This window comes from Rhodococcus sp. CX (assembly GCF_015865005.1).
GTDB lineage: Bacteria > Actinomycetota > Actinomycetes > Mycobacteriales > Mycobacteriaceae > Rhodococcus.
In genome coordinates this window covers 3,822-15,522 of sequence record NZ_JADZGH010000264.1, presented here as the reverse complement: position 1 = coordinate 15,522, position 11,701 = coordinate 3,822, and the positions used below count along the sequence as shown (strand labels likewise).

At 70.5% G+C, this 11,701-nt stretch carries 12 protein-coding genes; 1 reads left to right on the top strand and 11 read right to left on the bottom strand.

The window, feature by feature from the left end:
• Window positions 1-456 (top strand): lipase family protein (locus I0Q12_RS29405; RefSeq protein WP_231611688.1); only part of this gene is annotated, 456 nt, incomplete at its 5' end.
• A 50-nt stretch (window positions 457-506) separates the two neighbouring features.
• On the opposite strand, the gene I0Q12_RS29400 is transcribed toward I0Q12_RS29405, so the two are convergent.
• The 11 genes from I0Q12_RS29400 to mdo all read right to left on the bottom strand — a co-directional run.
• Window positions 507-1,172, bottom strand: coding sequence for a response regulator transcription factor (locus I0Q12_RS29400; RefSeq protein WP_197257273.1), 666 nt, complete (start codon window positions 1,170-1,172; stop codon window positions 507-509).
• The gene (locus I0Q12_RS29395; protein ID WP_307846620.1) at window positions 1,169-2,563 is read right to left on the bottom strand and encodes a histidine kinase; all 1,395 of its coding nucleotides are present in this window, start codon (window positions 2,561-2,563) and stop codon (window positions 1,169-1,171) included. Before I0Q12_RS29395 ends, I0Q12_RS29400 begins: the two co-directional genes overlap by 4 nt.
• Entirely contained in the window at window positions 2,560-3,753 is a 1,194-nt protein-coding gene (locus I0Q12_RS29390) for an iron-containing alcohol dehydrogenase (RefSeq protein ID WP_307846625.1), read from the bottom strand. Before I0Q12_RS29390 ends, I0Q12_RS29395 begins: the two co-directional genes overlap by 4 nt.
• Before the next feature lie 169 nt (window positions 3,754-3,922).
• Window positions 3,923-4,201, bottom strand: coding sequence for a hypothetical protein (locus tag I0Q12_RS29385; RefSeq protein ID WP_197257271.1), 279 nt, complete (start codon window positions 4,199-4,201; stop codon window positions 3,923-3,925).
• 11 nt (window positions 4,202-4,212) lie between these two features.
• A complete protein-coding gene (locus I0Q12_RS29380; RefSeq protein WP_197257269.1) occupies window positions 4,213-4,827 on the bottom strand; it encodes a 2OG-Fe(II) oxygenase in 615 nt (204 codons plus the stop codon).
• Window positions 4,824-5,717, bottom strand: a complete 894-nt coding sequence (locus I0Q12_RS29375; protein ID WP_197257267.1) for a GlcNAc-transferase family protein — start codon at window positions 5,715-5,717, stop codon at window positions 4,824-4,826. The genes I0Q12_RS29380 and I0Q12_RS29375 overlap by 4 nt, the downstream gene beginning before the upstream one ends.
• On the bottom strand, window positions 5,714-7,672 hold the full coding sequence (gene ggt, locus I0Q12_RS29370) for a gamma-glutamyltransferase (RefSeq protein WP_197257265.1): 1,959 nt from the start codon (window positions 7,670-7,672) through the stop codon (window positions 5,714-5,716). The genes I0Q12_RS29375 and ggt overlap by 4 nt, the downstream gene beginning before the upstream one ends.
• Window positions 7,673-7,726: 54 nt before the next feature.
• Window positions 7,727-7,969 (bottom strand): hypothetical protein, encoded by a 243-nt coding sequence (locus I0Q12_RS29365; RefSeq protein WP_197257263.1) that lies wholly within the window; start codon window positions 7,967-7,969, stop codon window positions 7,727-7,729.
• 114 nt (window positions 7,970-8,083) lie between these two features.
• A complete protein-coding gene (locus I0Q12_RS29360; protein WP_197257261.1) occupies window positions 8,084-9,601 on the bottom strand; it encodes a VWA domain-containing protein in 1,518 nt (505 codons plus the stop codon).
• Window positions 9,602-9,611: 10 nt separating this feature from the next.
• Entirely contained in the window at window positions 9,612-10,667 is a 1,056-nt protein-coding gene (locus tag I0Q12_RS29355) for a MoxR family ATPase (protein WP_197257259.1), read from the bottom strand.
• Between the two features lie 83 nt (window positions 10,668-10,750).
• Window positions 10,751-11,701: NDMA-dependent methanol dehydrogenase (gene mdo, locus I0Q12_RS29350; protein WP_231611687.1), on the bottom strand; the 951-nt coding region annotated here is incomplete at its 5' end.

Here is an 11,701-nt window from a genome sequence, read left to right as displayed (position 1 = left end):
GCTGCCGCCCTCGGCCTCGAACGCGAATACCCCGACCGCATCGATCTCAGCGGACGGCTCACCCCCGCCGGGCAAGCGATGCGTGACGGCCTCAGCGCCGCGTGCACCAACGACATCCTGCGGATCGGCGCGGGCGGCAGCCTGCCGCAGGTCAGCCCGATCAGCCGGCTGACCGACGAACCGGGCGCCCTGGCCGTCGTCGACGAGAACAGCCTGGAGTTGTACCCCGGCGTTCCCCCGATGCCGATCTTCGAATGGCACAGCCCTACCGACGCGCTGATCCCCGTCGATTCGATCACCGCGACGCTCGCCCGGTACTGCGCGGCGGGCGCGCACGTCCAGAGCCTCGAGACCCCGACCCCCGACCACATGTCGGCGGCGGTACTCGGCCTCGGGCAGGCGATGGACTTCCTCACCAAGCGCTTCGCGGGCGAGGAAACCCCTCGCACGTGCTGACGTCGTGCGCGCTTTCGGCTGCGGGAGGTGCCGAAAGCGCGCACGAGGCGTTAGATCAGTCCCTGCTTGCTCGCCGCGTACACCGCTTCGGCGCGGCGGCCGACGCCGAGCTTGCGCATGATGTTGCTCACGTGGAACTTCACCGTCGTGGCCGAAATGAACAGCTGCTCACCGATTTTCGCGTTCGACAGTCCTGCGGCGAGTAGTCGCAGCACCTCGAGTTCGCGGTCGGTGAGCTGTTCGGTCTGCGGGACCTTCCCACTGAGCGTGCGCACCACCGCCGCGGCGCTGCGCGAGTCGAACGCGCTCTCGCCTCGCGAGACGGCCCGGATCGCGCGGACCAGTTCCGTGGTGTCGACGTCCTTGACGACGTAGCCGCGCGCGCCGGCGTGCACGGCCCGCACGACGAGTTGCTCGTCGAGGAACGTGGTGAGCACGAGCAGCCCGAGCCCGGGGTGGGCAGCGGACAACTGGCTGCACAGGGTCAGCCCCTCGTAGTCCGACCCGGCCGAGAGCTTCAGATCCATCAGGACGATGTCGGGGCGCATCCGGTCGACGAGAACGAGCGCTTCGTTCTCCGAGGACGCCTCCCCGACGACCTCGAGGTCGGGTTCCCGGTCGAGGATCGACCGCAGCCCCTGACGGAGGATCGCATGGTCGTCGACGAGCACGATCCTCACGGTGTCCCGGCGGGTCCGCGGCGGTGTCACCGTCATCGCTGTTCTCCTGTTCTCGCCGCATCCTCTTCCTGCGGAACGGTTTTCGGAATGGGGATGCGCACCGCTACCCGGACTCCCCCGATTCGGGCGCGGCGCACCTCGAGCCGGCCGCCGAGCTCGTGGGCACGCGCCTGCATGTTCGCCAGGCCGCGGTGCCGGCCGTCGAAGTCGCTGCCGGCGGCCAGCCGCAACATCACCCGGATGCGGGCGGGATCACCGTCGCCGTCGTCGGCGACCGAGAGCAGCACCGACTCGGGTCCGTACGTCAGCCGCAGGACGGCGCGGGTCGCGTTCGCGTGCACGACCGCGTTGAACAGCGCCTCCCCCGCGATCCGCAGCAACGCGTGCTCGACGTCGCCGGACAGTTCGACGGGAGTGCCGCCGACCCGGATCACGATGTCGAGTTCGCCCGGGGTGTGCGCGACCCGCAGTTGCTCGAGCATCTCCGGCAGCGACGACCGATCCGCGTCCGACGGATGGTTGAGCGCGTAGATCGCCGACCGCAGCTGTTCGACGGCGCGGCGTGTCAATTCCTTTGCCAGGTCGAGACGTTCGGCGCGTTCGCTGTCGGGAATGTCGCTGCGGCACACCTCGATCTGCATGCCCGCCGACAGCACGGCCTGGGTGACGCTGTCGTGCAGTTCGCGCGCGATGCGGTGCCGTTCGTCGTCGAGTGCCTGTTGCCGGTGGGCGGCACCGAGTTGCCGTTGGGTCCGTTCCAGTTCGCGCAGGGTCGCTTCGAGTTCGGCGTTGCGTGACTGCAGGTCGGCGGCGGCCCGGTTCGCTTCCCGGTAGGCTTCCTCGGCGCGTTCGAGCAGCAGCTGGCCCCGCTGATAGAGGGCCGAATTCTGCAGGGCCACAGCAGTTTGGCTGGCCAGGATGGACAGCACCGCGCGGTCGGTGGCGTCGAGTGTCCGATGCTCCGGTGTCCACGCCGCGATCGCCCCGGCGACACCACCGCCGAGCACGATCGGCACGAACGCGTGATGGCCCTCGACGATCGGATCCCGGTCGACGCTGCCACCGCGGATGTCGTCGAGGCAGCGCACGACCTCGTCGGGCAGCGGTGGGCCCTCGACGTTGTCGACGAGGAAGGGCGTGGCATCCGGTCCGAGCACGAGCCGGCGGGGTCCGGCGTCGGGCAGCATGCCGTCGGCGAGCGCGAACACCACCCAGCGGGCACTCAGGTGTGCCCGGGCGGCCTCCGCGACCGCGCAGATCAGCGTTTCGGGTCCCTCGACGGTGCGCACGAGCGCCCGCGAGATGAGTTCGAGGGCGTGCACTACCCGTTCGAGACGTTCGGCGGCGCCGCGATACTGCGGGTAGAACGTGGGCTTGCCCGACCGCAGGCCGGTGAGCTGGGACAGGTCCGGGGCAGCGGGATTCACAACGCCGCCCGGAACAGCGCGACCATCTGTTCGTGGGTCGCCGCGCGCGGGTTGGTGGACATGCACGCGTCGCGCAGGGCACCCTCGGCGAGGCGGGTCAGATCCTGTTCTCGCACACCGAGTTCCCGCAGTCCGCGCGGCACCCCGACCTCGCGGGCGAGTCGTTCGACGCGGTCGGCGACGGCGAGGGCGGCCTCCTGTGCGGGGCCGCGGTGTTCGTCCAGGCCGAGGGCCGCGGCGATCGCCGCGAACGGTGCCGGGTCGGCGGCGGCGTTGAATCGGATCACGTGCGGGAGGAGCACCCCGTTGATGACGCCGTGCGGCTGGTCGAGCAGGCCGCCGACCTGGTGGCTCATCGCGTGCGCCGCGCCGAGGATCGCGTTGGTGAACGCCAGGCCGGCCTCGAGGCTGGCCTGGGCCATGGCGGTGCGGTGCGTCATCTCGTGGGGGTCGTCGATGGTGTGGACGAGGGTGCCGGTGACCATCGCGACGGCCCGCAGCGCGTGATGGTCGGTGAGCGGGTTGTGGGCGCGGGAGACGAACGCCTCGATGCCGTGGGTGAGCGCATCGAGCCCGGTCGCCGCGTTCAGGTCGTCGGGCATGGTGGTCAGCAGCCGCGGGTCGATGACGGTCAGGTCGGGCACCAGCGACCGGCCGATGATGGTGATCTTGGTGTTGCGGGTGGTGTCGGTGACGACGCAGAACTGCGACACGTCCGCGCCGGTGCCGGAGGTGGACGGCACCATCACCATCGGCGGGATCGGCAGCGGTGCCCGGTCCACGCCCTCGTAGTCGAGGATGCTGCCGCCGTTCGCGGCGAGCACGGCGATGCCCTTGGCCGCGTCGATCACCGAGCCACCGCCGAGCCCGACCAGCACGTCGCAGCCTTCGGCACGGTAGAGCTCGTGACCGGCGGCGACCTCGAAGTCCTTCGGATTCGGGGTCAGCTCGCTCCACACGACCGGGGCCAGGCCCTGTTCGTCCAGGTGGTGCCGCAGTTCGTCGACCCATCCGGCCTCGACGAGTCCCGGGTCGGTGACGAGCATCGGCCGGCTGCCGCCGAGGCGCACGGTCGCGTGCGCGGCCTCGGCGAGGGATCCGGCACCGAACACGATCTCGGGGGCATGGAACTTCGCCAGTGTGGGCGTCTCCCTTCCGGCGTTCCCCGATTCGGTTCGACGTTCCGGTATGGCGACGGCCACTGCAGCACTCCTGACGTCCCCGGCGATTGCGGCGTGTGATCCAGCTTACGGTCCTTCGAGCGTAGGCCGGGTGGGCGGCCGGGGCACCGGGTCGACGGGTAGGTCCGGTACCTACCCGATCGGGTAGGTACCGGCGAAGTCGGGAGCGGCCTCGGGCTCAGTCGCCGAGCCTGCGGCTGATCTTGTCGACCTTCCGGCCCACCGCCAGGATCGCCTTGAGAACGTCCTCCAGTTCCGGGCCTTCGACGTGGCTCGTCGGGGGATTCACCGGCCCCACACCGCCCGGTAGGCCACCATCGGGCACTTCGACCAGGTCGAATGCCCACTTGCGGATGATCTCGACCAGGACCTCCGGATGTGCGATCAGGTCCAGGATCGGGCCGTGTTCCCTGATGATCTGCTGAACTACGCGACGTTCTCGGTCCGACACAGCCACGGCGCTACCTCTCACTCGGCGGGATTCGTCGTCGTCGGCGCCTCACGCACCCACGTGGTCAGGATCGTCTTGACTCGCCGGGCAGGCCGCGCGGTGTGCCGCATCCGCTGATCGACGGATCCGTCCGGCAGGAGATTCGGCCAGGCGAGCAGTCTCCCCGCGCGCGGCCGGAATCGTTCTCGGAGGACCGGGAACCAGGTGCTTCCCCCCGACTGCGAGTCGCTGAGGTAGATCAGCACGGACACCGACCGTTCACCCCACCGGTCACCGGAGAAGAAGCCGCTGTCGTGGTGCTCCTCGAAGCGCTCTCCCGCCCGGTACCGCACGATCTGCCAGGGTTCGAAACGATCGGCGGGAACACCGAAGTCGGCGGCCAGTCTCGCCTCGACCCGCCTCAGCAGTTCGCGCGCTTCGTCGCTCAGCCAGGTCTCGTCGGTGGTCGAACTGGTGCGATCGATCGAAAGACCGGTGAATCGCCGCCCCTCGGCGTCGCGGCGGAGCACCGAACTCGGCCGCCAATAGGTGAACCGGAGATCGTCGCCGATGAGGGCGCACTCGCCGGCGTCGAGAAACTCGTCGACGCACGTCACCGTTCCCGGGCGAAGTGTGACAGCGGTGTCGATCATGACGTCACCAGGGTCAGGTTGACGTGTGACTCGAATGCGGAGACGTCCGCGGGCGCGACCTCGCCGTCACCGGTGAGGTAGCGCCGAAGTGCCTCGAGCGATCGCTCCTGACGTTCGTCGTATCCGCCGTGGTCGGACCAGTGCGTCCGCCGGGTGTCGCGTTCGTACGCGTGCCAGCCGATCACCCGGTGCGGGTGGAAGAGCCGATATCCGGCAGCGAAAGCCCGGACACTGGTGAGCACCTCGTCCCCGAAGAAGTACACCCCGGGATCGAACCGCACCTCCTTGTTGTAGCGGCCGTCGGCGAGCAGGAAGTGCAGGGACGCGAAGTCCGCGGGGGCGGGAGCCCCGAGTTCCGGGAAGCCCAGCATTGCCGCACCCCGCAGCCGGGTGAGCACACCTCGGTCGCGCAGGTACGGGTAGATCCGGAGCGGGCGCATCCCCCGGCAGCGGTCGTCGTCCGGACTGTACGCGGGCAGATACCCCGTGAGAATCGGCTTCGCGATCCCGGCCGCGCGCAGTCCTTCCAGCATCCCCACCGCCGTTTCGTCCCAGCCGGCGGCGAATCGGTGGTGGGAGTCGATCAGCAGGGTGTAAGGCTCGTCCTTCCACGCACCCTGCAATCGTCGTCGAGCCCAGTTGCAGCCCTCGCTCCTGCTCGCCGCGATCTCGTCGATCTCCAACCCGGGAAGCGCCACGACGTCGTCGGGCAGCACGTCGTCCTCGGTCCGCTGCCACATGACCCGGACCCGCAGCCGCTCGGGGTGCGCTGCCTGCGCATACAGGTCCCGCAGGGTGGGCCCGAGCTCCCGATCCCGATAGGCCGGTACCTGCACGTAGAGCGCCGGTTCGCGGCAACCTCCCGGCCACCCGGGTGGTGCCGGCGTCATCCCTGGGCACCCATGACCGCGCCCTCCCGGCGCGGATCGGCACCGCCGACCCAGCCGGTGTCCGTACGCCACAGTGCGCTGAGGCCGCTGGACTGGGGCGCGACCGACACCTGGTGCCCGCGTTCGCGCAGGGCGGCGACGAGCGGGTCGTGGGCGCCGTCGTCGGACCCGTCGATCGCGGGATGTTCCCCTCCGACACCGGTGACCGGGGTGTTCGCGGCGCCGAACGAGACGGCGGACACCGCCTGCTGCGGGTCCAGACCCCAGTCGAGCATGTTCACCAGGGTCTTCACCACGAACTGGATGATCACCGAGCCGCCGGGCGAGCCGGTCACGAGCACCGGTGCGCCGCGGGCGCCGTCGGGGGTGCGCTCGAACACGAGGGTCGGCGACATCGAACTGCGCGGTCGCTTGCCGGGCTCCACCCGGTTCGCGACCGGCGTGCCGGTCTCGTCGACCGGCTCGGCCGCGAAGTCGGTGAGCTGGTTGTTCAGCAGGAATCCGTCGACCATGTGGAACGAACCGAACGCCGATTCGATGGTCGTGGTCATCGCGGCGACGTTCCCGTAGCGGTCGGCGACGGAGATGTGACTGGTGCCGTGCTCGGGGACCTGCGGTGGTGCCCCGATCGGGACGGGCCCGAAGTCACCGGGCCGGGCGGTGCCCATGCTGCGGTTCGGGTCGATCAGCGCGGCCCGGTCCTTCAGGTAGGTCTCGTCGAGCAGGGTCTCGGGTGAGCCACCGGGCAGCGGCACGAAATCGGAGTCCGCGACGTACTTGTCGCGATCCGCGTACGCGAGCCGTTCGGCCTCGGCGATCAGGTGGACGGCCTCCACGTCCGGGACACCGCCGTTCGCGTCGACGTCGGCCGGCGGGAAGGCCGACAGGTCGAAGTTCTCGAGGATGCCGAGGGTCGCGGCGACCGCGATGCCGCCGGACGACGGGTTCGGCATCCCGCAGATCTCGTAGGACCGGTAGGGGGTGCACAGCGCGGTTCGCTGCTTCGCCCGGTACCCGGCGAGGTCGTCGACGGTCATCTCTCCGGGGGTCCGCCCGCCGGAGGTCGTGTCGACGGCGTCGACGATCGCGGTCGCGATGGCACCGGTATAGAAGGCGTCCGCCCCACCGGCGGCGATCGCCCCGAGGGTCTTGCTCATCGCCGGGTTGGTCAGCACGGTGCCTTCGGTCTTGGGAGCGCCGTCCGCTTCGAGGAAGTACGCGGCGGCCGCCTCGTCCCGCGCGAGGTCGGCGGCGGAGTCCGCGATCGACTGCGCGAGCCGATCGCTGATCTCGATACCGTCGTCGGCAAGCGTCACCGCCGGTTCGAAAAGCTGCGCCCAGTCGGTCTTTCCGTGGTCGCGATGGACGTCCTCGAGCATCCGGAGCACGCCGGGCACGCCGATGGAACGGCCGCTGGCGCGGGCGTCGGGCTGCGGTTCGGTGCGGTCGGTGTCGCTGATCCAGCGCAGATAGTTCTCGGTGGCCGCTGCCGGCGCGGTCTCCCGGCCGTCGTACGCCTGGACCTGCCCGGTCGCCGCGTCGAAGTACATCAGGAACGCGCCGCCCCCGATACCCGAGGACTGCGGCTCCACCAGACCGAGCACGGCCTGGGCGACGACCAGCGCGTCCGCTGCGGTGCCGCCGTCGCGCAGCACCTCGCACGCCGCCTCCGTCGAAATCGGATTGGCGGTCGAGACCGCGAACTCTCCGGCATTCACCGCGACCATCCCGTCGCGATATCCGGTGGCGATCTCCGGGTTGGTGGACAGGTCGCGATCGGTTTCCTGCGGCGCCGGCGGTGCCGTGAGCGGTGTGCCGTTCGGTGCCGCGGTGCACGCCGCGGAGGTGTCCTGCGCGTCGCCCACCGCCGACGTGCACGCTCCGAGCACTCCAACGGCGGCCACCACGGCGATTGCGGCCCGGACACCCGGGCGGACCTCGGCTGGCGTCCTCACCCGTTCGACGCTAACAGCGGCCGGCCGGTCGCCGGGGCGGATCGGCGCGCACGCTCACAGATCGAACTTGGCAGCGTACCGGACCAGCCTCTCGATGTGGTCGCGGGCGGCGTGCAGATCGAGACGGGCGTCGCTGAGCAGGTCCAGCATCTCCCGCCGCGCGGACTCGCCGGCCCCGTGCATGTCCTCTCGGTCGAATACCTCGAGCGACTCGACGAGGTCGCCGACCCGCCGGTCGAGTGCACCGAGGTCGTGCCGCAGTGACTCCGCTCGCTCGGCCACTGTGCGGTCGGTCATCGCAATTCCCCCCGCCCAACTGGTGTACCAGGGTGTGCCTGCACCGTATCCCCCGGACCGGTCCCCCGTACCCGAAACCGGATGAGGGGCACATTCACCCGGAATGCGGCGGGGTCAGCGCAGGGCGTGGCCGAGTTCGGCGGCGCGGTCGAGCAGTTGCGCGCCGTCGCGGGCGACCACGACCCGGTCGCACACCTCCGCGTAGTCGGGCATCGCGCACGTCGCCTGCTGCCAGTACCGTTCCGGTTCCGGGGTGATCCAGGCCAGGCGGTGCACGCGGCGGCGCAGGTCCGCGAGCCGGTCGGCGCGCGCGGGCAGGCCGTTGCAGCGACCGTCGCCGACGACGAGCACCGAGGTACGCGCATCGAGGAGACCGGCGTGGTCGGTGAGCAGTTCGTCGAAGACCCGTCCGTAGTCGCTCGACGCCTCGAGATCCACGGCCGGGTGCGCCAGTACCCGTGCCAGCGCGCCGTCGCCGCCACCGGCGAGCAGTTGCTGTGTCACCTCGACGGGCCGGTCGACGAACGCGACGACGCGGCACCGGTGCGCCCGGCCGTGCATCGCCTGGGCGAGACGCAGCGTGAACGCGGTGACCGGCCGCACCGACAGCGACACGTCGGCGAGGACGAGCAGCCGCACCCGGTCCGGCCGGGGTGAGCGGACGACAAGGTGGAACGGCACCCCCTCGGTGCGCATCGATCCGCGGACGGTGCGGCGCAGGTCGAGGCGGCCGCGGGCCCGCTCGCGCGGCCGGGGACGGGCCGGGCCGCGCATGCGGCGCAGCACCTCGTGGCAGGCCAGGTCGATCTCGGCGCGGTGCGCGGCGGTCGGGTCGACCGGTGCCTCGGACGGATCGTCCGCCGGCGCTTCGACGGTCTGCGCGAGCGCCGCGACGAACGCCTCGACGGCCTCGACGAGCCGGTTCAGTTGTGCCTCGGTGAGCTGTTCGTCGGCGGTGTCGCCGCCGTAGGCGCGGTGCGGATCGTAGGCGTCGAGCCACGCCAGGATCGACGTCGGATCGTCCCACGACAGCGAACCCGACACGGCCGCACCGGGATTCGCCGACAGGTCGCCGACCGTCGCGGTCGCGGCCCGGTCGACGTCGACGGTGTAGGTGACGCCGCGGCGCCCCGAATCGGCGCCGGTGTCGACGGACAGATCCGCGTCCGCCGAGGTCATCGACACATCGTCGTCGTCCTTGTGGGGGTTGAACCCCTTGTCCGCCTCGGGGGTGTCGAACAGGTCGCCGACCTCCGCGGCGCGCTCGTTGTACTCCGCGTAGCGGGCGAGTTGCTGTTCGTCGTCGATTTCCAGTGCGGCGGGCAGGGATTCCGCGAACTGCGCGCGCAGGGGCCGGCTGTCGTCGCCGCCGGCGTCGGGGCCGGTGGTGAGGAACAGGGCGTCGAAGGCACGGTCGAACCCGGCCTGTTCGTGGGCGTACTTCGCGCACACCGCCCGCAGCGCCGCGCGCAGGACGTCGCGGTCGTGGGCACCGATGAGGCCGAGAACCCTTCGTATCTCGATGGTTTCGGCGGGCGATGCGGAGACCCCGTGGCGTCGCAGCAGTCGCGCGAACACGGCCGCGACCACGTCGAGCGGATACGCGGGGCGGCGGGCGTCGAGGTCGCTCACGCGCACGGTGTCACCGCCTCGCGCCGACACGGGCGGTGTCCCGCCCTCCCCCACCACGACCGCGGAACACCGCGGTGGTGGTGTTCGCCGGCCGGGACGCGACCGTGACTCGTTCGGCCGGTGGCACGTCGGCGACCGATTCCTCGGGGTCCGGTGTGCCGTCGAGCCGGGTCCGAGCCAGGGTGACGTCGCCGGTGTACTTGAGCAGCGCCGCGAGCAGGACGTCGCGCACGTGCCGGATCGAGCCGTCCCCGGCGTGCGCGCTCAGGACGGTGGCCGCGCGGGCGGCGTCGATGACCTCGGAGATGGACGGGCTCTTGCGCAGCGGCATCTCGCGGAGGGTACGAGCGAATTCGACGACCTCCGCGGCGGTCGCGGCCGGCACCTCGGGAGCGCGGGCGGTGACGATCTCGCGTTCGCGTTCGGGCGTCGGGTAACCGACGTGGTAGTGCAGGCAGCGGCGTTTGAGCGCGGCGGACAGTTCGCGGGTGTCGTTGGAGGTGAGGATCACCCAGGGCGCGGAGCGTGCGGTGAACGTGCCGACCTCGGGGATGGTGATCTGGCGTTCGGCGAGGATCTCGAGCAGCAGCGCTTCCATGGATTCCTCGGTGCGGTCGACCTCGTCGACGAGCAGGACCACCGGCTCGGGCGAGATCACGGCCTCGAGCAGCGGGCGGACGGCGAGGAAGCTCTCGGAGTACAGTCCGAAGTCCTGCTCGGCGAGGAAGCGGGAGGCGTCGGCGAGGTCCGGGTACGCGGCGAGCCGGTCGCCGATGCGGTCGCGCAGCATCTGCACGTGCAGCAACTGTTTGGCGTAGTCCCATTCGTACAGGGCACGGCTGTCGTCGAGGCCCTCGTAGCACTGCAGCCGCACGAGTTTGCGTCCGCCGGCCGCGGCGAGGGCCTTGGCGAGTTCGGTCTTGCCGACCCCGGCGGGTCCTTCGAGCAGCAGTGGCCGGTCGAGGACGGTGGCCAGGTGCACGACGACCGCGAATTCGTCGTCGGCGATGTAGTCGTGGCGGCGCAGCGCGTCCTTCAGTGCGGCACTGTCGGCGAAGGCGGTCATCGGTACTCCTGTCGCGCGGTGAGAACGCGCCCGGGGCAGGGCAGGGGAACGCCGCCCCGGGCGCGAGATCGGTGGATGCAGGGTCAGTAGGACCGGTTGATGCAGTGGTCGACGACCGGGATCATCGACTCGACCGTCACCTCGCGCGGGTTGCCGGGGGTGCACCAGTCGCCCTGGATGTGCTCGGAGATGGCGCGCACGGTCTTCTCGTCGCCGCGGATCGTGTCGCCGCGACCCGCGTACTTCTTGGTGTTCATCTGGTTCTTCTCGTACGAGTCGGTGCGCACGGACCCGAAGTTATCGGGGATCCCGACGTCCTTGGCGAGCCGGATCGCGGCCTCGACCGCGGCGTCGGCGGCCTGCACGGTGGTCATGTTGCGGGTGTCGACGCCCATCGCGGTCGCGATGCGGGCGTAGTGCTCGTAACGGGAGGGCAGGTTGTACTCCCACACGCGCGGCAGCGCGATCGCGTTGTTGAGGCCGTGGTGGCTGTCGAAGAAGGCGGACACGGCGTGCGAGATCGAGTGCACGATGCCCAGGCCGCCGGAGTTGAACGCCTGCGCGGCGATGTACTGGGCGTTCATCATGCCTTCGCGGGCCTTGAGGTTCCGCGGCTCGAAGACGGCCTCGCGCAGGTTCTTCGCGACCAGCTCGATCGAGTAGAGAGCGTTGCCCAGCGACGGCGCGAAGTCCAGGCGCGAGACGTACGGCTCGGAGCCGTGGGCGAGGACGTCGAAGCCGCAGTAGGCGGTGAAGTGCTGGGGGCAGCTGTAGTACAGCAGCGGGTCGTCGATGGCGAGGGTGACGATGGTGGCCTCGTCGAAGCCGACCCACTTGTGCGGGTGATCCATGTCGGAGGTGTCGGTGATGACGTACGCCCAGGACGTCTCCGAGCCGGTGCCGGCGGTCGTGGAGACGGCGATGTGCGGCGGGTTCTCCTTGTTCGTGGACTTCGCGAAGCCTTCGAACTCGTTGATGTTGCGGCCGTCGTGGGCGATGACGACACGTGCGCCCTTGGCGGCGTCGTGGCTCGA